This is a genomic window from Rossellomorea sedimentorum, assembly GCF_046237645.1.
In the GTDB taxonomy this organism is placed as follows: Bacteria; Bacillota; Bacilli; order Bacillales; family Bacillaceae_B; genus Rossellomorea; species Rossellomorea sedimentorum.
Window position 1 is genome coordinate 1,754,138 of record NZ_CP143546.1, and the last position, 22,554, is coordinate 1,776,691.

23 protein-coding genes and 2 pseudogenes are annotated in these 22,554 nt (G+C 40.7%); 22 read left to right on the top strand and 3 right to left on the bottom strand.

All coding sequences use genetic code 11. The features are described from left to right. The first annotated feature begins 51 nt into the window (after nucleotides 1-51). The 9 genes and pseudogenes from V1502_RS08500 to V1502_RS08540 all read left to right on the top strand — a co-directional run bounded on the left by V1502_RS08500 (nucleotide 52) and on the right by V1502_RS08540 (nucleotide 8,739). The gene (locus V1502_RS08500) at nucleotides 52-897 is read left to right on the top strand and encodes a cation diffusion facilitator family transporter (protein ID WP_409253923.1); all 846 of its coding nucleotides are present in this window, start codon (nucleotides 52-54) and stop codon (nucleotides 895-897) included. Nucleotides 898-931: 34 nt separating this feature from the next. Further along, nucleotides 932-1,903, top strand: coding sequence for a cation diffusion facilitator family transporter (locus V1502_RS08505; protein ID WP_409253924.1), 972 nt, complete (start codon nucleotides 932-934; stop codon nucleotides 1,901-1,903). A gap of 262 nt (nucleotides 1,904-2,165) precedes the next feature. After that, nucleotides 2,166-2,624: an SAM-dependent methyltransferase gene (locus V1502_RS08510; RefSeq protein WP_409253925.1), complete on the top strand. Its 459-nt coding sequence runs from the start codon at nucleotides 2,166-2,168 to the stop codon at nucleotides 2,622-2,624. Nucleotides 2,625-2,735: 111 nt separating this feature from the next. Then, nucleotides 2,736-4,244 carry a flotillin family protein gene (locus V1502_RS08515; protein ID WP_409253926.1) on the top strand — a complete coding sequence of 503 codons (1,509 nt, stop codon included), beginning with the start codon at nucleotides 2,736-2,738 and terminating at the stop codon, nucleotides 4,242-4,244. Between the two features lie 52 nt (nucleotides 4,245-4,296). After that, entirely contained in the window at nucleotides 4,297-4,926 is a 630-nt protein-coding gene (locus V1502_RS08520; RefSeq protein WP_409253927.1) for an HD domain-containing protein, read from the top strand. A 223-nt stretch (nucleotides 4,927-5,149) separates the two neighbouring features. Beyond that, a complete protein-coding gene (dnaN, locus tag V1502_RS08525) occupies nucleotides 5,150-6,277 on the top strand; it encodes a DNA polymerase III subunit beta (RefSeq protein ID WP_409253928.1) in 1,128 nt (375 codons plus the stop codon). Nucleotides 6,278-6,537: 260 nt separating this feature from the next. Beyond that, nucleotides 6,538-6,906, top strand: coding sequence for an IDEAL domain-containing protein (locus V1502_RS08530; RefSeq protein ID WP_409253929.1), 369 nt, complete (start codon nucleotides 6,538-6,540; stop codon nucleotides 6,904-6,906). A 79-nt stretch (nucleotides 6,907-6,985) separates the two neighbouring features. Beyond that, nucleotides 6,986-7,234: pseudogene (locus tag V1502_RS08535) on the top strand (DUF1259 domain-containing protein); the annotation flags it as partial. A gap of 335 nt (nucleotides 7,235-7,569) precedes the next feature. After that, nucleotides 7,570-8,739, top strand: a complete 1,170-nt coding sequence (locus V1502_RS08540) for an endonuclease (RefSeq protein WP_409253930.1) — start codon at nucleotides 7,570-7,572, stop codon at nucleotides 8,737-8,739. Between the two features lie 324 nt (nucleotides 8,740-9,063). On the opposite strand, the gene V1502_RS08545 is transcribed toward V1502_RS08540, so the two are convergent. Further along, complete coding sequence (locus V1502_RS08545; RefSeq protein ID WP_409253931.1) at nucleotides 9,064-9,561, bottom strand: hypothetical protein; 498 nt, start codon at nucleotides 9,559-9,561, stop codon at nucleotides 9,064-9,066. 595 nt (nucleotides 9,562-10,156) lie between these two features. Between V1502_RS08545 and V1502_RS08550 the strand changes: the two genes are divergently transcribed. The 5 genes from V1502_RS08550 (at nucleotide 10,157) to V1502_RS08570 (ending at nucleotide 13,084) form a co-directional block, all read left to right on the top strand. Further along, complete coding sequence (locus V1502_RS08550; RefSeq protein ID WP_409253932.1) at nucleotides 10,157-10,285, top strand: FbpB family small basic protein; 129 nt, start codon at nucleotides 10,157-10,159, stop codon at nucleotides 10,283-10,285. A gap of 15 nt (nucleotides 10,286-10,300) precedes the next feature. Next, the gene (locus V1502_RS08555; protein WP_409253933.1) at nucleotides 10,301-10,693 is read left to right on the top strand and encodes a sporulation protein; all 393 of its coding nucleotides are present in this window, start codon (nucleotides 10,301-10,303) and stop codon (nucleotides 10,691-10,693) included. 31 nt (nucleotides 10,694-10,724) lie between these two features. Next, nucleotides 10,725-11,525: a TerC family protein gene (locus V1502_RS08560; protein ID WP_409253934.1), complete on the top strand. Its 801-nt coding sequence runs from the start codon at nucleotides 10,725-10,727 to the stop codon at nucleotides 11,523-11,525. Nucleotides 11,526-12,418: 893 nt separating this feature from the next. After that, on the top strand, nucleotides 12,419-12,841 hold the full coding sequence (locus V1502_RS08565; protein ID WP_409253935.1) for a GNAT family N-acetyltransferase: 423 nt from the start codon (nucleotides 12,419-12,421) through the stop codon (nucleotides 12,839-12,841). Between the two features lie 63 nt (nucleotides 12,842-12,904). Continuing rightward, a complete protein-coding gene (locus V1502_RS08570; RefSeq protein WP_409253936.1) occupies nucleotides 12,905-13,084 on the top strand; it encodes a hypothetical protein in 180 nt (59 codons plus the stop codon). A 164-nt stretch (nucleotides 13,085-13,248) separates the two neighbouring features. On the opposite strand, the gene V1502_RS08575 is transcribed toward V1502_RS08570, so the two are convergent. Then, nucleotides 13,249-13,833, bottom strand: coding sequence for an HD domain-containing protein (locus tag V1502_RS08575; protein ID WP_409253937.1), 585 nt, complete (start codon nucleotides 13,831-13,833; stop codon nucleotides 13,249-13,251). A 136-nt stretch (nucleotides 13,834-13,969) separates the two neighbouring features. On the opposite strand from V1502_RS08575, the gene V1502_RS08580 reads away from it, so the two are divergent. The 4 genes from V1502_RS08580 (at nucleotide 13,970) to V1502_RS08595 (ending at nucleotide 17,812) form a co-directional block, all read left to right on the top strand. Then, nucleotides 13,970-14,179, top strand: coding sequence for a YbxH family protein (locus V1502_RS08580; RefSeq protein WP_409253938.1), 210 nt, complete (start codon nucleotides 13,970-13,972; stop codon nucleotides 14,177-14,179). A 14-nt stretch (nucleotides 14,180-14,193) separates the two neighbouring features. Next, nucleotides 14,194-14,913 (top strand): hypothetical protein, encoded by a 720-nt coding sequence (locus V1502_RS08585; protein WP_409253939.1) that lies wholly within the window; start codon nucleotides 14,194-14,196, stop codon nucleotides 14,911-14,913. Nucleotides 14,914-15,478: 565 nt separating this feature from the next. Beyond that, entirely contained in the window at nucleotides 15,479-16,819 is a 1,341-nt protein-coding gene (locus V1502_RS08590; RefSeq protein WP_409253940.1) for a Na+/H+ antiporter NhaC family protein, read from the top strand. 138 nt (nucleotides 16,820-16,957) lie between these two features. Then, nucleotides 16,958-17,812, top strand: coding sequence for an STAS domain-containing protein (locus tag V1502_RS08595; protein WP_409253941.1), 855 nt, complete (start codon nucleotides 16,958-16,960; stop codon nucleotides 17,810-17,812). 172 nt (nucleotides 17,813-17,984) lie between these two features. Here V1502_RS08595 and V1502_RS08600 read toward each other — a convergent pair. Next, nucleotides 17,985-18,961 (bottom strand): annotated as a pseudogene (locus V1502_RS08600) (MFS transporter). 169 nt (nucleotides 18,962-19,130) lie between these two features. Here V1502_RS08600 and V1502_RS08605 point away from each other — a divergent pair. From V1502_RS08605 to V1502_RS08620, 4 genes are all read left to right on the top strand, one after another. Then, entirely contained in the window at nucleotides 19,131-19,565 is a 435-nt protein-coding gene (locus V1502_RS08605) for a hypothetical protein (RefSeq protein WP_409253942.1), read from the top strand. A 79-nt stretch (nucleotides 19,566-19,644) separates the two neighbouring features. Then, nucleotides 19,645-20,772, top strand: a complete 1,128-nt coding sequence (locus V1502_RS08610) for an NAD(P)/FAD-dependent oxidoreductase (RefSeq protein ID WP_409253943.1) — start codon at nucleotides 19,645-19,647, stop codon at nucleotides 20,770-20,772. Nucleotides 20,773-21,100: 328 nt separating this feature from the next. Next, nucleotides 21,101-21,709, top strand: a complete 609-nt coding sequence (locus tag V1502_RS08615; RefSeq protein WP_409253944.1) for a YitT family protein — start codon at nucleotides 21,101-21,103, stop codon at nucleotides 21,707-21,709. 219 nt (nucleotides 21,710-21,928) lie between these two features. Continuing rightward, nucleotides 21,929-22,453, top strand: a complete 525-nt coding sequence (locus V1502_RS08620) for a CBO0543 family protein (RefSeq protein ID WP_409253945.1) — start codon at nucleotides 21,929-21,931, stop codon at nucleotides 22,451-22,453. Nucleotides 22,454-22,554: the final 101 nt, after the last annotated feature.

The following is a 22,554-nucleotide window of genomic DNA, read 5'->3' on the forward strand; positions in this document are numbered from 1 at the left end:
AGGTGTTGAGGGTATATGGGATAAATGAATTAAGGAGAGGGGGAAAGAAAAATGTCAGACAAACATTCTTCAGTGAAAAATACTAAAGTTGCCTTTTTTATTAATCTCTTTTTCGCGATCATTGAATTTATCGGCGGGTTGATGACAAACAGTATGGCCATTCTATCGGATGCTGTTCATGATCTTGGGGATTCTCTTTCGCTGGGAAGTTCCTGGTACTTGGAAAAGCTGTCCAAGAAGGGCAAGAATTCACAATTCAGTTTTGGTCACCGGCGTTTCTCGCTCCTGGGTGCCCTTATAAATGGAATCATCTTGATAGTTGGTTCGCTGCTTGTCTTATATGAATCTTTTCCGCGTCTACTTAACCCTCAGCATCCAAATGCCCAGGGGATGATATGGCTGGCCATCCTGGGTATTACATTGAACAGTATTGCAGCATACCGGCTTCATAAAGGCTCCTCAATGAATGAAAGTATCCTCAGCTGGCATATGCTGGAGGATATCCTTGGGTGGGTCGGCGTTTTGATTGTCAGTATTGTGCTGATGTTTAAGGATATTCATATTCTCGATCCGATCTTGGCAATCAGTATTGCCGCGTTTGTTCTTTATAATGCGGTCAAAAAGACCGTAAAGACCATGAAGATTTTCCTGGATGGTGTCCCGGAAGGTATTAATCTGGATGCTGTTGAAAAAGATATGAAGGAGATTGAAGGTGTGGAAAGCATCTCACATCTGCATATATGGTCTATTGACGGTGAAAAAAATGCGATGTCTGCACATGTTCAACTTCAAGAAGGACTTAAGGCCGGGGAGGCAAAATTGATTAAAGAGAAAATAAGAAATCAGCTTTCCAGTTGTAATCTGACACATTCAACTATTGAGATTCATCACACCTGATAGACCATTTTAGTATTGACTAAGGAGGAACGCCATGACGGAACTTTTACAGCTGTTAAAGCAAGGGAATAAATCAGCACTTTTGGCAGCGATTATTAATGGTATCATTGCTGTGGTGAAAGGCGTGGCATATGCCTTTACCGGAAATGTTGCAATGTTCGCCGAAACATTGCATAGTGTAGGCGATTCAGCTAACCAGTTTTTTGTATTCATAGGATCTGCATTAAGTAAAAAGTCTCCTACCCCGCGTTTTCCTAATGGATTTGGCAGGCTGGTGAACCTGGTCTTATTAGCTGCGGTATTGATTGTCGGGATCATGGCTTATGAAACAATCATTGAAGGGTATCACCATATACTGCATCCTTCCGAATCTACAGGGTTCCTGATAAGCGTGGCCGTTTTATCATTAGCGATCATCCTGGAGGCAATTGTTTTGTTCAAAGCGATGAAGGAAACCCTGCATGAGGTCGGAGTGGAGGCAAAGGGATTCAGTATTGTCACCAAAAGTGTCGCGAACATTAACAAAGCTAAGGCGGCTACAAAGCTGGTCTTTCTTGAAGATGCCGTAGCAACAGCCGGTGGCCTGTTAGCGCTTGTTGCCATCATAATTTCTTACTACACACCCTATCATCAAGCGGAAGGAATTGCTTCCATCATTATCGGAATAATGATGTTCATAGTGGTTGGTAAAACATTTCTGGATAATGCGGCAGGCATTTTGGGTGAGGCAGATTTAGAGATGAGCAGAGTTATCGGAGAGATTGCTTTTAAGGATCCTGGAGTGAAGGACGTTCAGGAAGTGGCTGTTTTAAAAGAAGGCGATGAGTATCATGTTGAACTCGTTGTTGAAGTAGACCCATCCATCACTGTGGCAGAAGCGGATGATATAAAAGATCGTTTGGAAGACAGGATACTAAGGGAAAGCGGGATAACGGATGTTATTGTAGAGTTTGACGAAGATGACAAGCATTCGAAATGGAAGGAAACAAAAAATACTGATGAATAGGTACGGTCGCCTGCATTGCGCAAGGCGGCTTTTTTGTTGAATTACTTCTTATCCTTATCTATTGTCATAAGTCATAAAGTTGCTTCTTCAGTCCTCCTTTTGAAGAACCTTCTTCCCAAATCAAGTAATAAAAGAGCAGTTACCTACGTATATGGTAATTGTTCGCACTTGAAAGAAGAGGAAAAAATAAAAGGAAAAAAAGGGTTTCATCCAGTTGATGTAAAAGATAAATCTGAAGAAACAGTATTGGGGGAGAGGAAAAATGATCAAGCTGGATCCAATTGCAACAGCTTATAATAGCCGAACTGAAATTAAGGATGATTATTGGGGAGATACAATTACCAAGATCGTGCTCGAAGAACATCTCAATGAGGAGTCCTTGGAGGGGATTGAAGAATTTTCACATCTGGAAATCATTTATTATTTTCACCTGGTGGAGGAGAGCAGCATTATAACAGGTTCCCGGCATCCGAGGAATAACAGCAGCCTTCCAGAAATAGGGATATTTGCACAGAGGGGTAAGAACAGGCCGAACCGTTTGGGGGTTACTATTGTAAAATTAATAAAACATGAAGGAAGAAACCTCTTTGTAGAGGGACTTGACTGTCTTAATGGAACTCCGATACTTGACATCAAACCCGTAATGAGAGAATTTTTACCAAGAGATACTGTAATACAACCACAGTGGTGTGAGGAAATAATGAGAGACTATTGGAAATAAATTTCAATTTTCTCAGCAAATTTGAAACTTTTTGGCTTTCTGCCTCGTATATCTACTATACCCTTTAAAAAAAGGGATGTAGAGGGTAATAAAAGAAGAGGGGGAAACAATATGGAGTTTATTGGAATAATGATGATATTGATACCTGTGCTGATTGTCGCAGCCATTGCAGGGGTGGGATATTTCTTTTGGGTGAGATTCCGTTACCGTACAGCGAAGTCCAACCAAGCTTTGATCATTACCGGTCCGAGACTTGGTGATCCGGAAAAAGAATCGAATATCTTTACTGACGATGAAGGCAGATCCATGAAAATCATAAGAGGAGGCGGTTACCGTTTAAGAAGGTTCCAGACCTCGACTCCTGTCAACCTGACATCATTTCAATTGAAGCTTTCAACACCGCGGGTATACACAAACGGTGGAGTGCCGATTGTTGCTGATGCAGTGGCAATGGTCAAGGTAGCCGATACCCTTAACGGAATTGCTAATTATGCTGAACAGTTTCTGGGGAAAGATCAAAATGAAATCGAAGAAGAAATTATTGAAGTACTTGGGAGTAACCTGAGAGCCATCCTGTCAAAAATGACAGTAGAAGATATCAACAGCGACCGTGAGAAATTCAATGCAGATGTTGCTGAAGTTGCCCAAAAGCAACTAGACTTGATGGGCTTCAAGATTACTTCACTCGGTTTGACAGACCTGCGTGATGCTGATGAAGAGAATGGTTACTTAGAAAACCTTGGGCGTCCGCGTATCGCAGAGGTTCGTAAACTCGCTGAAATTGCCGAAGCAGAAAATGAGCGTGAAACAAGAATCCATAGAGCCCAGACAGATCAGCAGGCTAAAGAGGAAGAATACAAGCGACAGATTTCCATAGCTGAAAGTAAAAAGGAAAAAGATATTAAAGACGCTGCTTTTAAGGAAGAAACAGAGAGAGCGCGAGCCAAATCCGAACAGTCCTATGAGCTGGAGAGAGCTAAACTGGCAAAAGAAGTGAAGGAAGAAGAATTAACATTGAAATTCCTTGAACGCGAACGTGCCGTTAAGCTCGAGGAAGAGGAAAGCAAGGTCCGTAAAACGAAAGCAGACGCTGAATACTACGAAACTACTAAAAAGGCAGAAGCGGAAGCCCGTAGAGCCGAAATTGATGGTGAAGCAAAAGCGAAAATCCGTCGTGAAGAAGGTTCTGCTGAGGCTGATGTTATCCGTGAACGCGGTAAAGCGGAAGCGGAAGCCCGTAAATTACTGGCAGAAGCCATGGAAAAACACGGAGATGTCATCATCACTGAGAAATTGATCGAGATGCTGCCGCTGTTTGCCGAGAAGATTGCGCAGCCGTTAAATAACATCGATTCTGTTAAAATTATTGATTCAGGGAATGGAAATGGAATCCCTTCTTTTGGGAAAAGTATCACCAAAACCATGGTGGATATGCAGGAACCGTTGAAAGAAATGACGGGAATAGATGTGGGAGAACTGCTTAAATCATACGCATCCAGAGGAAATTCCAACCGCAGAGACCAGGCAGATGGCCAAACACCGAATGCAATGACAGAACCGTCTGCCCATGCAGGGGATGCGCCAGTCGCATCACAAGAAGAAAATAACGAAAAAAAATAATGGATTATCTAGTGCATCCTTCCAGGAGGGTGCGCTTTTTAAGGAGAGAAAAATGAGAGCTGACTTGATGAAAATTATGAAAATCATTAATCTGGGTGAAAAATTGAAAAGCGAACTTCGTCACAGCTGGCTGTCGGATGGGAGAAGGGAAAGTGTTGCAGAACATACATGGAGAACCACGCTCATGGCCGTCCTCCTCACACCCCAACTATCCGTGAAAGCAGACATGGAAAAGCTGCTTAAGATGCTCATCATTCATGATTTAGTAGAAGCTGAAGCGGGAGATATACCCGCATTCGATACACTAGTGGATGAGAAAGTCAGAACAGCCAAAATAAATAACGAAATCAAAGCAATTGAGAACATTAGAGACATTCTCGGCAATGAGACTGGGCAGGAATTACATGATCTTTGGTATGAGTTTGAGAGAAAACAGACAATCGAGGCGAAGATTGCCAACGCACTTGATAAATTGGAAGCTCAAATTCAACATAACGAGAGTGATATCTCCACATGGATCGAAATAGAACATGAGATGTGCTTTGAATTGGGAAAGCATGTGGAGTTTGAACCAGTTCTGTCTACCCTAAAAGACATTATCCAGGCTGAAGCGGAAGCAAAACTAGAGGATGCTGGAATAGTTGTTGATATCGCAAAGGGCAAATGTCCTACTCAATCATAATTGCAAGAGACCATGCTGAATTACTTAGGATAAGAGTCTGTATTTTATTAACAGACTCCTATACTCCAAAGAAGATTATTGGAAGCAGCGATATTCTAATCCGCACAAACTGTTGGAAGTTTTGCAGCAATTAAATTGGTGTAATATTAAAATCTCCTTTTTATAATTCTGAATATTTATTATGTTACAATAAAGCAAGAGATTTAATAAAAAGGAGAGAACAATGGAATTTCAAATAGATAGCCAGAAGTTGAAAAAAGCACTGAATATTGTGGCAAGAGTGATTCCAGGCACCTCCGCAATCCCTGTATTAACCGGAGTCAAGGTTGAAGCCAATGACCTGCAGCAGCTGGTCTTGACAGGGGGAGATTCGGATGTCAGCATGGCAAAAGCAATCGACTTAGATCAGGGTGACGCGGGAAAGGTTATAGAGCCAGGGGAATTTGTCATACCGGTCAAGCACTTTCATAACCTTATTAAAAAGATGCCTGATGACTCTGCTGTAAACATCAGAAAAATGAACAATCAGATAAAGATTACAAGTGGTCTGATTGAAACTACGTTAAGTCTGTTGAAGGAAGAGAATTATCCTGCTATGCCGGACGTTCCAGATAACAATGGAGTCAGAATAAAAGGCAGCCTAATGATTGATATGATCAAACAGACTCATTATGCAGTATCCACCTCAGATTCAAGGGCGATTCTTACAGGGGTAAACTGGGTATTTTCAGCAAATCAGCTAACAATGATCGGAACGAATTCTCAAAGAATGGCTGTCAGAAAAGCAGACTTGCAAGCCTCGGTTTCAGGATCTTTTATTTTACCGGGTAAGGCCATGAATGAACTGATAAACGCTGTCGATAAACATGAATTTATAAATATCTATCCAAGTGACAACTTGGTCATTTTCCAAGGTGAAGACTTGCATTTGTATACGAGGCTTATTTCTGGAAACTATCCTGATATATCAAAGATCATCCCTGAAGAAACGGCTACGGAGGTTGTAGTTTCGCGCCCAAAACTTCTCCAAGGGATCGAACGGGCCATTTTACTAGCATCTGAATGGAAGCATAATAATGTATCTTTTTCCCTTACTAATGAAGGTAGTATTAAGCTGACATCGAGTACATCGGAAATTGGACAGATCACCGAGAGATTAATCCCGCTTGAAGTAAGAGGGGAAAAGACGTTAAACGTTTCTTTTGACGGAAAGTTCCTTGCAGAAGCCCTTAAATCGATAACGGAGGAACTGGTTTCCCTTAGCTTTGGCGGAAGTTTAAGACCCATCATCATTAGGCCATACAACAAGCAATCGAGCTTCCATTTAATTTCTCCAGTCAGGACTTCTTGAACAGGTTGGTGTAGTTGTTTGACTTACTTGACAGTTTTTAATGGGGGAATGGCTCCTGCTCTATGCTATCTAAATTGAAGCGTTTTGAAACAATCGTATATTTTCTATAGTAGCAGTTTCTATAAACACTGGCCGTCAGATGGGTCAGTGTTTTTTTATCGAATATGGAATTTCAGGATGTTTGATTTCTTCCTTAAAAGGATAATTAGCAACTAAGATAAAAAAACAATGACATATAACAATAAAAGGCGGTGTAAGAAATGAGTAAAATTAAGCGGGACAAAGTGAATGTTGGTGACTGGGTTAGAGGTTTTGCAAAAAATGGAGCATTGATTCAAGGATATATGGAAAACATTGATCCTTTAGATCCGTTGTTCAAGATCAGAGTCATCGACAGTGATGATAAGGACTTAATTGGATTTTCATTAAACATGGATGACAGCCTGATTGAAAAAATGCCGACCACCCAGACTTTGACGGAGCCTCAGCTTCAATTCTTGATTGATATGTCACTAGAAACAAAAGATAAAGATTGGTTCTTTACTCTATCAAATGCCCTTCAGGAATACAAACGAAATGCAAGGGGCGGCCGGTCAGAAGAATCTGTTGAATTCTCAATAAAACGATAAAAACAACTGGGAGACTTTTAATTAAGACAGAGGGATCAAGTGAAAGATTTAAAAAGCAGCTGCCGATAAGTTAGAAGAGTTATCAGGAGCAGAAGGTGAAGCGCAGGAAGGAATGGTATCTTTGGAGCATCCCGGGGATATTGATGTGAAGGTACAAGGCAGACCTTTCAAAAGTGAAACAGACATGGAAAAACATTTTGAGGCTTTACATGGGGATGGTACAGCACTGAACCATGCCGAAATCGTACTGCTTCCTGAGGAAGTGCCTGATTTCACCATTGCCTTAGGAAAGAATGATATTCCGATTACAGCATTGCATAATCATTGATTATATGCTGAACCGGCAATAAAGTACCTACACGTTCAGACAGTTGAAAAGCCGGAATCATTCGCCAAGAGGCTGACGGAAGCATTTAAGGTATTGAAAAAATAAATAATAACTTATAAATTAGTGAAGGAGGAGCAATTCCATCATAGGGATTGCTCCTTTAGCCTGTTTACTATATGTTTCGTATCAAAAAAGCGGAACATTGCAGGATCTATCAATTTCTTCAGATGAATGATTACCAAGTCTATTTTTCTCATTACTATTCTTGTATTTTTTAGTATGCTAGAAAGAGGACCGAACGTTGGCTAGAACTTTACATAGAAAAGGAGAACCACATGGCTTTACAAAAGTATATTTATTTCTTAATCCTTTTATTGTTAATGACAGGTTGCAGCATTACCGACATACCTACAGTACAAAATTCTGAAACGTCTTCACTGTCTGTCGGTGAAGCTTTATCTGAAGAGAATGGAAGAGACATTTCCGTCCAGGGGTACATCACTGGTCAGCCCGTCTCTGTCAGCAGTGTTGCAAGAGAGGAATTTACCAATGATTACGCCTTGGCACTGGCAGATTCTCCTGAAGAAATAAATTTGGATAATATGATCTTCATACAAATCCCCTCGGAGTTTCGTGAACAATATGGTTTATACAGTAATCCTTCTTTAATGGGAAGGAAAATAGAAATAACAGGAACCCGGGAAGAATATTTTGCTCATCCTGGAATAAAGTCAACCACATCGATGGAGTTATTACCAACACCCGGGGAACAGGATGAAGAAGAGAAAGATACAATTGAACCTCCAATAATAAATGATCCCTATTATCAAGATGCAAAAGGGAAAACGGGTGAGGAGCTAAAAAAGGTACTGCATGAAATCATTGATGAACACAGGATGCTGTCTTATGGCGATGTTTGGGGAGCATTGAGAGAAACCGATGAAGATCCGGATAATCCTGATAATGTCATCCTGTTATATACAGGGCGTTCACAATCAAAGCTTTTAAACGGTGGAGGTGCAGATGAATGGAACCGGGAACATGTATGGGCAAAATCTCACGGAGGATTCGGGACGGCGCAAGGTGCGGGGACAGATCTTCATCATTTACGGCCTGCCGATACCACCGTAAATTCTTCCAGAAGTAATTTGGACTTTGATATAGGTGGATCACCCCATACTGAAGCCAAAGGGAATTTCTCAGACAGTGACTCTTGGGAACCCAGGGATGAAGTTAAAGGGGACATTGCCCGTATGTTATTCTATATGGCCGTCAGATATGAAGGGGATGACGGGGAACTGGACCTGGAATTGAATGATAGGGTGGAAAATGGATCAAAACCACTCCATGGAAAACTGTCTGTTTTATTAAAATGGCATGAGTTGGACCCGGTAGATGAAAGGGAAATGAGAAGAAATGAATTAATTTTTACTAACTATCAAGGAAACCGCAATCCATTTATTGATCATCCGGAATGGGCTGAAATGATCTGGCAGGATCGGTGATTTTTTTAGGCTCTTTTCTAAAATTTGTTGCGGTTTACTATTAAGTTCAATAGATGGTTCAGAATTCACAGGAATTATCTTTGTCAGCAAAAAAGAAAAGAGCTTTTCTCTCTTTTCAGAGAGAATAGCCCTTGAGTACAAGGGAAAAATCCGGCCCTTTGGATTTTTCCGATAGCTACATTCTATACGAAAACAACTTTCTTTAAAGAGGCATCTCCACACCCAATCCTGAAAGTTTAGCCCTCGGGTTTTGCAAACAGAACAGGTTACATGGCATGAAAAAAGGAAAAGTACAGCTGTAATGGTACTTTTCCTTTTCTTTGTTTACGTTTCTCTCCATGTCCTAAGTTCGCCTTTGCGTCTTTGCAGAAACTGATTGCCAATCACTTCACTTCCGCATTTGTTCTCAATGGTGATTAATAATTCTGGCCAAGAAGTGGAGAAGGGAAGAAAAGGAACAGGACAAATCTTGGAATATGATCCTTTCTTAGCCAGGATTTCCATGATTGGAGAACCGCTCATTTTTCCTTTTCTAACTTCATGAATATGTTCAAAATCAATTTTATGGCGAGTCATGCCAACGACTTTCAGAATGAATTGGTTTTCTGTGATAATGATCCGCTGGCTTTTGATGGCGAGATAGATGATTGAACACACAGCAATATAAATAAGGCTTTGCAACAAAAATGATGTCCATTGTGCTAATGTTTCATTAAGAAATAAACTCAAGGAACTGCCGCCGGTTATCAGAACAAAGTATACTGCTGCCATAATCTTAATAATTCCTTTGGTGTTAGGAAAATAAACCTTTACTACCCGCAAAACACTCACACCTTTACTTAGAAAATATCCGTGACTCATGACATATTTAGAATTGCGGCAGTTAAGGTCCGATGTTACCCATTCTTGCCAAGATACAGTGATTAAACTCGTGCTGGAATGTCTATAGTACCATTATCCTTATACCAGCCTGGTAAACCAATAAGGAAAATAAATAACACATTATCTTACCATAATATGATTATAGTAAACTTAAGTTCATTGATCTAAATACCTTCCAGTACAAGTTTTTTAGAAGATACCTCTAAATCCTGGAAAGTGCTATGGGAGGAGTTTTTCTCAAAATAGGTATCTGCCTTTTTAAAAAGAAATATATTGACAGATTCTTGTGATTGTTTTAATCTTATGTTAACAGTTGAATAGTTTCTCCTTAAAGGGGAGTAGCTTTTACAGCAAAGTCGTCATTTCAGAGTGATTACTCTCGGCTTTGTTGGCAACACTTACGTTGTTAGCAAGACCTTTACCTCGCTGGTACAGGTCTTTATTTTATTTTTGAAGCCTTTACCACCATGTTGGTAAAGGCTTTTTTTGTTGAATAAATGGCCGATTCTACTGATATCTGAAGGGAGTGAGTGGATTGAAAAAAGGTCAAATGAGCATAGCTGAACTTGTTAAAAAGAATAAGGAAGAGCTTCTGAAGGATAAGGCTAAAATTGACAAAATCGAAATGCGGATTGAAGAGAAATATTTAAAATATTCAAAATAACATTAACGGAGGTCAATGAGATTGATTCTAAGAAAATATATGTCTTTGATTGGTATTGGTTCTGCGAAAATTGATTTGCAGCTGCCTAAAAAAGAGTATAGTGCCGGAGAAACTGTAAAAGGGTTATTCCTGATAGAAGGGGGAACGATTGAACAGCAGCTGAACAGAATTGATTGTGACCTTGTCAGGGTCGACAAGCGTTCGCAAACTGAACAAGTAATCGGTTCTGCCACCGTGCTTACTTCTACGGTAATAGCTGCAGAGGAAAAGTCGGAGAGGGACTTCATCTTTAGACTCCCGGAAAATCTTCCTGTGTCTTCGGATAAAGTGATATATCAATTCAAGACGAGGCTGACTTTTAACGAAGGGGTGGAAAGCAGCGACCACGACGGAATCAACGTTCTCTAGGCTTAACAAATAGAAAGGGAGGGGTTAGTAAATGGATTGGGCTTTAGTTATGGAATATTTATGGGTTTTGCTCCTGTTGATTGGAATAGAAGGTCTGCTGGCTGCAGATAATGCTTTGGTTTTAGCCATTATGGTAAAACATCTGCCAGAAGACAAACGAAAGAAAGCTTTATTTTACGGTTTAGCAGGTGCATTCATTTTCCGCTTCGGTTCCCTCTTTGCCATCAGCTTTTTGGTAAATGTATGGCAAGTGCAAGCAATAGGGGCTCTATACCTTCTATTTATAGCAGCTAACCATATTTTTAGGAAATTAATGTCACGAAGACAGGAGGGAGATAAAGCTGATTTAAAAAGGATTAAGAAGCCTTCGGGTTTCTGGGGAACAGTATTTAAGGTTGAACTGGCAGATATAGCTTTTGCCATAGACTCCATTCTGGCAGCTGTCGCACTGGCCGTTGTCTTGCCGGACACACCTTTACCTCAAATAGGGGGCCTTGATGGCGGTAAGTTTCTGGTCATTTTTGCAGGGGGGCTGATTGGTTTAATCATCATGAGATTTGCAGCGGATTTCTTTGTCAAACTTCTTCATAAAAAACCAGGACTTGAAATTGCTGCTTTCATGATCGTTGGCTGGGTCGGTGTAAAGCTTGCGGTGTATACCTTATCACACCCTGAGCTGGCGGTATTGTCCGAAAGCTTTGCCAAATCTCCACAATGGAAAATATCATTCTATGCAGTGTTAGTTCTTATTGCGGCTGGGGGATGGTTCCTTTCAAAGGAGAAGGAGTCACAAGATTCCCACAGTCTTAAAGAAAATGATAAAGAAGGTTAGTAGCAAATGCTTTTTGACCGGCAGTTGGGTTTTGCCGGTTTTTTGGCTGTACTGATTGTGAGGTGTACATGAGGACGAATTAGAGTGTATTTGAGGTTAAGGTTTCTCATTGAGAGTTCATAAGTCCAATTTTGTGGTGAACTGGAGATTAGGGTGTCTCATGGAGAGTTTATAAGACCAATTTTAGAGTGAAATCGGGATTAGGGTGTCTCATGAAGTGTTTATAAGTCCAATTTGAGAGTAAAATAAGGATTAGGGGGTCTCATGGAGAGATCATTAGTCCAATTTGAGAGTGAAATTGAGATTAGGGTGTCTCATGAACAGTTCATAAGTCCAATTTTAGAGTGAAATCAAGATTAGGGTGCCTCATGGAGAGTTCATAAGACCAATTTGAGAGTGAAATTAAGATTAGGGTGTCTCATGAAGAGTTCATAAGTCCAATTTTAGAGTGAAATCGAGGTTAGGGTGCCTCATGAAGAGTTCATAAGTCCAATTTTAGAGTGAAATTAAGATTAGGGTGTCTCATGGAGGGGTTATAAGACCATTTTAGAGTGAAATCAAGATTAGGGTGTCTCAAGAAGTGTTTATAAGGTGTATATGCAGGTTTTGTGCTGATACGCTACATAGAAGAAGATGAAAAGAATTATTATTCATTCACAGATTTTTTGTAAGGAAGAAATATCGGCGGAACGGTTTAAGGAAAAATGCAGCCTTCAAGGTTTTCGAGTTGTTTAAAGGGGGAATGGGAGGTTTCCCAGTTAAAAAGGAACGAACCAGCCAAACTGTTTTGGAGAAAGATAGTAGATGAGTACACTGGCGGCAATTGGACTGAGAGAGAAACAGATGGCGGGTCAGTTCAATTATTCAACATGAATGGCGAAAGGAATGACAAGATGAAAATTATTCAGCAATGGAATCAGAAAGATAGTGATTTTATTAGGGGAAAAGTCATTGAGCATAACATGAGTTCCATTAGTGAAAAGGTCAAGACTCCACTTAGGAATGAAAGCTTCATAGTTAAGAATGATGAAGGAGAAATAGTTGGGGGAATTACGGCAACTTTATTTTGGGGACATTGCCATATTGATTTTTTATGGGTGGATAACGATTTTAGAGAACAAGGATTTGGAAAGAAATTGCTGAACAAAATGGAAAAGTTAGCGAGAGAGGCAGGCTGTTACTTAATCATTTTGGATACATTCAGTTTCCAAGCACCGGAATTTTACAAGAAACAAGGGTACACCGTTATTGGGACGGTTGAAGATTTTCCAAAAGGGAACAAGCAATTCTACTTGGAAAAACGGCTGGACGTTTAGTGTTTTGCGTATGGATAGAATCTTGAACTTGGCATAACCTATTCATGTTCAGGAGGTGATCACATGACCAACAAAAATCAACATGAAGATACTATTACGAATAATATTAAAGATAGTGCAGGGGCTGTCTTTCATGCAACGCATAAGGCATTGGAGGCTACTGAAAATGCAGCCATGGGAGTTGTGGAGACAACTTCCAAAGCCATCAAGAATGTGACAGGAAATGCCAATAAGGAGAAATAAAAAACGCCGGGATTGGCGTTTTTTATTTTGCTTGTCTGTGAGGCAGGACCTGCTCAATCTACCTGACATGGTAGGTGTCATGCTTCAAAAATTCAGGGTGTTACTTTAGTCCTTTAAAGCACTAAGAGGGACTGTCCCTCTTAGTGCTTTAAAGGGGTGAAGGGTTATTCGCTTTTCAGCCAGCCTTTTTCTATTCCCATGTTGACCCATTCTTCTATTTGGCTGTAGATGGATGGGGAGATGTCTTTGATCCAGCCGTTGCGTTTCAGAACTTGACGGGAGAGGATGCCATGTTCTTTCCAAGAGATTCCTGATGTCGCTATATTGAGCATTAACGGCTGAATATGATCGATTATATGGGCAAAGACAGCTTCTGGTGATTTACCTTCTTCGTATTCACTCCAGGTGCTGCGGTAATCTTCTCTAATTTCTGGTGGAAGCAAACCGTATAATCTATCCGCGGCTAAACTTTCCCTCTGTTGTTTATCCTGATATCCAGCTTTATCGAAAGCATATGTATCACCAGCGTCAATTTCCACAATGTCATGGAGCAAAAGCATTTTGACACTTTTGAATAGATCAACTTTATCTTTGTGTTCATAGCTTTCCCAAAGGGTCATGGCCATCATGGATACATGCCAAGAATGTTCTGCCGTATTTTCCCTTCTGCTTCCATCAGCTATATATGTCCTTCTCATTACCTTTTTCAGCTTGTCGATTTCCAATAAAAATTCAAACGACTGTTTCATATATCCCACACCTCAAAACCAAAATGATTTTTGGAACTATATTGAAATTTTAGCATAATCGACAATTTCCGGTAACAATGGTTAATCTTTTGGAATTTTAATCATACTAAAACGAAACGACACAAGGAGAAATGCTATGGGAGCAATCGAAAGAAATGGTTTAGTGTTTGAACCTGAATTCAGTGTTGTTAATCAGAAAGGAGCCATTCATGTTTATAAAGATGGAACCTTTGTGGAGGAAATAAAGTTTGAATTCAGCGGGAACACGCCGGAACACCACCTGATAGAAGAACTGGTAAGTCATTATTGTTTTGAAAACGAGGTCATTAAAGAGAGGAAAATGTGAAAGGGCGGGATACTATGAATTTAGAATGGTTTGACAGAGTCGGCGGAGAACTGCAGGACCACCTTGAATCCATTTGTGAAAAGTATGATAGAGTGGGACAGATGAATATCGACAGAGGGGCCAAACATCCCAGGATTGAATTCTATGTAGAAACAGAAGAGGGGGAAAGGGATTACTTCTCTACGTTGTTTTTTGATCCATACAATGATGAATTCTATATGGAGTCTTATGATATCGATTACGGTCAAACACTCAAGGTTATGCTTCCTGATATAGAGGACATTATTGATGCCGTGCATGAAAGCCTTCATGATTATTTGAATATGGAAGAGATCGACTACTATGATGAACCGGATGAATATGATGACGACCATATTGATTATATCGTGGAAGATGAAGAGGAGGGTGGACCTGTTCACTATGTAGTTGATGACTATGACTACGATTATGAGGAACAGGCAGACGGTGACATTTTTGAAGAGATTGAAGTGGAATGGGAAACCCCTGAAGTAACTGCCTTCATCCATGAAGATGAGGTAGAAGTGACTTACCAGTTTGGAATCCTTACTGAAACAGGTGACGGGGTATTGAGAAGGCTGAACCGCATCAGAACAGAGGATGATGAGTTGATAAAAGATGAATCCCATTTTATCTTCAGCAGGGAAGAGGCCAATACCATCATCGCCATGATTGCGAGCCACAGTGATAAGCTCAGTGAGTTTTCGTTTGATTGATGTTTTTATTAGGCTCCTTTCTAAAACTTTGTTGCTATTTACTAGTAAGTTCAAGAGATATGGACAGAATTCACAGAAATTATCTTGGTCAGCAAGAAAGAAAAGAGCTAATCGCCCTGTTCAGGTAGACATGCCCTTGTACCCAAGGGAAAAATCCGGCTCTTTGGATTTTTCCGATAGCAACAATTTATAAGTAAACAACTTTTTAAAAATGAGGAACCGAGAATATGATAGCCGAGTTCAGTACAGGAAAGAAAAAAACTGATATCCTGATATCCAGTTTTCCCAATTAATTGCTTGCAAAAAACGCTCAGACAAATGAATGTCTGAGCATTTTTTATTATTTTCCTGATGTTTTAAACATTTGCAAAAACCTTGGATCATTACAGAAATAGGCTGCTGATATTTATGAAAGCTTCATTGATAGACCATTACGACAGGCGATCGATTTTATCCATTTTTCACTCATAGAACTGAACTCCCTGTTAATTAAACAAACTGTCCACAACAAAAATAACTTCTTTTATAGTAGAATCTTGTTACAGGGTTTGGAGGAGATGGTGTAATGGATAGTTCTCAGTATTCAGTTAAGCAAGTCATAGGAATTATTGTGGTTACCTTAACAGGAGTGCTGGTTTCAGTAGGCATTAGTAGACCTCTTTTCTTTGGCTTCCTCCCGGGCTATTTCCTATTGGCGGCTGTCATTTTATCGCAAGGCGCCCGTCCTGCAGATGTGCTGGATATGTCCTGGAAAGGTTTAAAGAAGACTAGGGGAGTTATATATATTCTCTTAATGGTCAGCTTTCTACTTCCCTCCTGGTATGTTTCAGGAGTGATTGATCAGCTTGTTTTTATATCATTGAAGTTGATTACAGCCGATCACTTTTTTGTGGTGTCATTTTTTATTGCCTTGGGATTTTCTATGGTCCTTGGCACATCGGTGGGCACTTTAAGTGCGGTCGGTATTCCTATCATGAGCAGTGCACTTGCCCTGGGACTTCCTGCGTCCATTACAGCTGGCGCATTGATTTCCGGAGCATTTGTAGGGGATCGTACTTCTCCTTTTTCCAGTTCTCATCAGCTCCTTTCCCACACAGTCGAGGTGGAGGCAGGCAAACAATTCCGCAAATTTTTGCCTACAACAGTAGCTGCCATTTTAATCTGCATGGCCTTTTATATGGCCATGGATGCCGAAAAACAAGCCGGAGTTACACTATTTGACAATGAGGCCTTTCATTGGTCGGAGCTTTCCTATATCAAATTTTTGCCTCCTGCTATTTTGATTATTCTTGTTGTTCTTCGTACCAAGATTTTATATGCTTTTATTGGTAGTGTGTTTACGGCTGTAGTGATTGCCCTAGCCAATGGGGTGGAAATTCTTTCTGTTTTCCGCTCGCTATGGTTTGGTGCTGAAGGAATAGGAGGCGGTCTTTCAAGGATGTACTTCCTTTTGCTATTCTTGGCTTTGGCAGGCGCGTTCAATGGACTGCTTGAAGGATACAGGGTCATCCAACCGCTTCTTGACCGGTGGCTGACTCATTCAAAAGGACTGGTCAATGACTCTATTAAAACCATTCTGGCTACTTTGGTCATCTCGCTGATTTCCGCCAACCAGACACTTCCAATCATTTTAACTGGAAGGTCTTTTCTGGCACATTGGGAGCAAAGATATGATAAGGCTGAACTTTCAAGGGTAATGGGGGATTCAACAATGTTGTTTCCGGGTATGATTCCTTGGAGTGTGCTGGCCATCATGTGCAGTACCATTATAGGGGTTCCCCTATTAACCTATTTGCCATATGCCCTTTTCTTGTGGGTACTGCCTATACTGACATTGATTCTTTCTTATTTTAAACAGTATAAAAATAGGATGATCCAGAACAGAAAAGCTGGAGCGACTTATTAAAGGCTTATAAGGAGTCTCCGGACACATTCAAGTGGTGTTGAAGGGCAAAGTAATAGTACAAGAAAAGCAATATTTATATCTTTTTCCGAGCGATTAAGTTACTATAATGTTGTGATAGCTTAAGAAGGGAGTAGGAAGATGCGTCTGAATCAACAATTACATGATTTTTTCCTCAATCATACAAAAGATATGAGCGAAGAATGGTACAAAACACTTGATAAAAAGAATTCTACAGGAGTCTATGTGACAAGTGATCAAGACTCAATCAATAAATTAAAACAGCAGAACCACGAATTTTACCAGTATATGGCGAACCTGTTCATAGAAGAAAGAGATGTTTTTTACGAGAATTTCAATAAGTGGATACATAAAATAGCCAATGATAATGCGCATATTGATACTCCGATTCATAATGTCATTCGTGAATTTCTAAGAGTGAGGGACCAGTACTTTTCCTATATCAATAAATTTGCAACTGAAATGGATGAACACATTGAACAGCATCGAATAGATCGATGGAAAGATCAGATTCAGGATGTGTTCGATTATGTTGTTCTCCAGTTTGTTGAAGGCACACATAATGCATCATTAAAACAACTGAAAGCTCAGCAGGAGATGATTAACGAACTGAGTTCTCCAGTTATTTCTATCAGTTCTGATACAGCCCTGCTTCCTCTTGTAGGAGATATTGACACAGCAAGGGCTAAGGTGATCTTGGAAAACACCTTGCAACAATGTACAGAAAAAGGAGTAGACCAGTTGTTCATCGATCTCTCGGGTGTCGTCATCATCGATACCATGGTGGCCCATGAAATCTTCCAATTGATTGATGCTTTGAGCCTGATCGGAGTGAATACGACTCTTTCCGGTATCCGTCCGGAAATTGCTGTTACAGCAGTTCAGCTCGGGATACCGATGGAGAGAATATCCATTGAATCTACATTATCCAAATCCATTGCTAAAAAAGTTGGCTCCTTGTCACCCAAAAAATAATTAGGAAAGCCCGGTGATTGTTCACTCGGGCTTTATTTGTCTATATAGGAGTCATTAAGGTCTGTCCGGCAATGAGGTCATAGTAATATTTTCATATAGCGGGTATATCAAATCGACCAAAATGAAAATGATGTCGCCCGTATTGCCAATGCGATAGTTTCTAAAGCAACTCCTAAACAGGTTCTTTTTGTTCGTTCATTTGAATGGAGGCCGTTTGGCTTCTTGAAGTCATTTTATCTATAAGCACGTAAACCAGCCCGGCGATCATATACCCAACCCCCAGCATGGTGAACATAATATTTCCAAGTGAGCGGTCCAGTAAATAACCGGATACAAGCGGCCCCACAGCTCCTCCTAAAATCCATTGAAGACCTGATGCACCCATGTAGTGTCCTCTTAAGTGATCAGGGGCAATATTTGAGATGAGTGTCATCTGCACAGGGCTGATCAACATTTCTCCAAGAGTGTAAACACCGTATACAAGCAAGAGAATGATCATTATAGTCAAGTATTCACTTTTTTGAGCAAAGAAGAAGGAGTCTTCATTCTCTTTATGAAGGCTAACCTTGCGCTCCTTTTTCGGAAGGCTTTCATAGATACACAGGGCTATTATGATTGAATACAGGAATACAGACCCAGCTGTAATTAAGTAATTGACTGATTTTGAGGATACAATAATGTAAGCCCCTATCAACGGTCCTATTGCTGCCCCCATTTTATGTCCAATCTCAAAAGTCTAAAGACTTCCGTTCTTTTGTCAGGTGCCGTGACATCTGTAACTATGGCCGAAGCGGCCGGATGGAACAGGGAATTGAAGAATCCCATAAATGCAGAAAGGAAAATGAAAGCCAAAAAAGTGTCAAAGAATACAAACCCCAGCATGACTATACTGTTTCCCAGCATAAATACAACCATTACTGGTTTGCAGCCATATAAATCAGCAAGTTTCCCCATCATTGTACCGAAAACGGATGCAACCGGAGCAACAGACATGACCTCCCCAACGAGCCACAGAAAGTCAACCTTATCCTTAAGATAAAGGGCAAAGAATGGCATAAGCATCATGAAGGCGATTCCGTTTATTGCTTCACCGACAAAGCGGATCCAAACATTGCGATCCAAGTTCCTTAATTGTTTAAATGTGTTCAAACCCTCACCTGCTTTCAATATAATCAAATTTTTCGTAACCGAAAAATGGGTAAATTTAATGTTTTTTGAATACTTTTTTCATTGGTTGAGACTGTGGGGAAAATTTCAATCTTACCTGTAAACAACCGCAGGATTTTCCGTATAGTGGTATAAATGAGGAGGTGGAAAGATGCTGAGATATTTTCTTTACTTTTTGCTCTATTCATTTTATTGGGTTGCCTCCAGTTATTTGGGCTTAGCTGTAAGAGCGGCAGGAATGAGTAATTTCACTCCCATTCCATATAACGTGTACTTTGTCACATATCAATATCTGCTTGGGGGCATGCTTTTAGGCATTCCTGCCTTAATGGAAATAAAAAACAGGACCGGGAGGTGGTCGTTTGACTATAAAAAAGCAATCGGAGCAGGAGTGCCTGCACTGTATTTAGGTATGCATTCTTATTTTTACTTTGAAATTCCATCGCTTGCTATTCCGGCCCTCATTTATATAAGCTTCTCACTGCAGGAACCAATGCTGATGCTTTTGGGCTTTCTTTTGGCATCGTGCTTTTATAAAACAGGAACGGGAGGACAGAGTCGTAAGAGTGGTGAGGAAAACAACTAGATTGTATCTTGGAAAGTTGTGAATCAGGGCTTGCTCTAGTACAATCTACGGAAAGAGAATGGAGAAAAGTGGTGTTCATATGAAAAAAATCATTGTAGTAGGCGGGGGGATCCTTGGTGCATCCACGGCCTATCATCTAGCAAAAGAAGGGGCTGATGTTCACATAGTGGACCGCCGTCATCCTGGACAGGCAACAGATGCTGCTGCCGGAATTGTCTGTCCTTGGCTTTCGCAGCGCCGCAACAAAGAATGGTACCGTCTTGTTAAAGGAGGTGCACGTTATTATCCAGCGCTTGTGAAACAATTGGAAGAGGATGGAGAAGTAAATACCGGATATAAAAAAGTTGGGGCACTGAGCCTTCATCATGATGAGAACAAACTTGTGAAAATAGCCGAACGTGCTATAAAGAAACGAGAGGACGCTCCTGAAATAGGAGACGTGAAAATCCTGTCCAAAGAAGAGACCCGAAAACTCTTCCCGCTTCTATCGGAAGAGTATGGAGCTGTATTTGTCAGCGGCGGAGCCAGGGTTAATGGAAGAGCCTTCAGGGATGCACTATTGAAGGGTGCGCAAAAACATGGAGCCCGTCTTATCCATGGTCGCTGCTCTTTGATTTTTGAAAAAGGCAGGGTCAAAGGCGTGCAGACTGAAGAGGAATATTTACAAGCGGATGAAGTTGTTGTTACTGGTGGTGCGTGGGCTTCTGAGCTTCTGGAACCTTTGGGGATAAAATGCAAGGTTTCCTTTCAAAAAGCACAAATTCTTCATATTAGCATGAACGGAATGGAAACGGAAAGATGGCCTGTTGTCATGCCTCCCAATAATCAATACCTTTTGAGTTTTGATGATGGAAAGATTGTAGCAGGAGCCACCCATGAAGATGATACAGGCTTCGATATCCGCCCGACAGCAGGCGGGCTTTATGAAATACTGCATAAAGCGCTGCAAGTGGCACCTGGAATACATAATGGCACAGTTATTGAAACGAGGGTTGGCTTCAGGCCCTACACTCCTGGTTTCCTGCCTGTAGTAGGAAGGGTTCCGGATTGGGAAGGTTTGCTCTTTGCTAATGGTCTTGGAGCATCTGGTTTGACAAGTGGCCCTTACCTTGGTGCCGAATTGGCTAAATTGGCATTGGATAAAGAACCGGAGTTAAATTTGAATGATTATCCTGTTCAGGGAGCTCTTGAGGAAAGTAAAGCCTGAGGTTTAAAAAATCCCTCAAATTGACGAGGGATCTTTTGGGGAAGTCTGCTATTTTTCTTTTGAGATATGGTATGATGATGTCGGCCTTCCTATTAATTAAAGGTCGATTTACAGTGTGTTTATAGAGCTTTTTTCTTATAGTTTGGTGCTATTTATTATAAGTTCATGTATCTTAACCAGAATACATAGAAAGTATCTTAGTCATCAAGAAAGAAAAGAGCTGTTCATCCTTTTCAGAGAGAAAAACCCTTGTACCTAAGGGTAAATCCCGCCCTTGGGAATTTTCCTCAAGCCAGACTCGAGAACAGCCTTTTATAAGGAGAATTGTATGTTGAGACCTCAATTACATAAAGCTTTCATATTAGGAGTTGCAGCAGCAATCCAAGGAGTGGCCATGTCTGTATTCCTATTCCCTCATTATATTCCGTCGGGAGGAGCCGCAAGCATGGGTGTCCTTCTGAATTATCTATTTGATGTACCTTATGCAGTGACTTTGTGGACATTGAACGCCGGCCTGCTTCTCATTGCAGCCAGATGGCTTGGATCAAACAGTGTCTTGTGGACGCTCTATTGTGTGACAATAACATCCTTCATCATACGATGGATCACAACTATTGTGGTATCTCCTGTTTCTTACATATTTACAGACTTATTCATGGGAGCTGTCATTTTTGGCATCGGTTTAGGTATTCTGTTCAGAATGGGAGCCTCTTCAGGTGGTATGGATATCCTCGCCTTGATCTTGTCTAAAGTGAAAGGGTTGCCGCCGGGGAAGTGCTTGTTTTGGATTAACGGAACCTTGCTCCTGTTGACAGGTTTGGTGGTTGACTGGCTCATCATTATTTACGCGCTGGTATGTCAATATATCGGTACCAGAATCGTGGATGCGATCTACCATTTCCAGGGAGGAACTATCAGGAAAGAAAGATCGGTTTAGTCATTAAGTTGTTTTTAATAGGGAACAAAGCACAATGGCGCCACAGCAAAAGCTGCGGAGATTAGTAAATCAACCTTCATTCTACAAAGCAATAATGAGGTGAGGGAACACCAGGAGGGTAGCGAAAGTAGCAAAATTCAACCTCACCAAAACTTTTACACATAAAAAGAAGGACCTTGACTGAAAATAAGATAAATCTATTTGCTGGAAGGTTCTGTAATGAGCATAATAATATTGATTTTATACATTTTGGCAGGTATCAGGTATGGAAAATGGTCAAAGTTTCAGGAATTTTACCCAACCTTACTTTTTTTAATCATTGGGGATTTATTATCACAGTTCCTGCTTTTTGACCATACTTTATGGAAGTTTCACCCCATGGGTCAACTGGACCGCTTGTTCCATTTGAACCATACATTCATTGCTCTGGCAAAAATGGCGATCCAATATACAGTGACGGTTTCCATTTTCATTGGAAGACTGCCGAAAGAATTGGGGAAGCAGGTCCTGATGATTCTGGTTTGGACGTCCATTTATGGATTGAATGAATTCATAACAAATCAATTGGGCGGGCTGAGTTATCATAGAGGGTGGAGTTTCGGGTGGGACCTTGTGTTCAATGTCATGATGTTTACCATGCTTGTTATTCACTACAAAAAACCCTTAATAGCGTGGATGTTAACTGGTCCGATCATTGTTACGCTATGGTTGATCTTTGACGTCCCACTAAGTGTTCTGAAGTAATTTTTAATAAAGTCCTTGCAAAGGGTAAGGGCTTTTTTTGTGGGTAAGCAGCTATGTCTCTATTAACGGGAATTGTAAAGAGGCAGGCTTAAAGCAGAAGG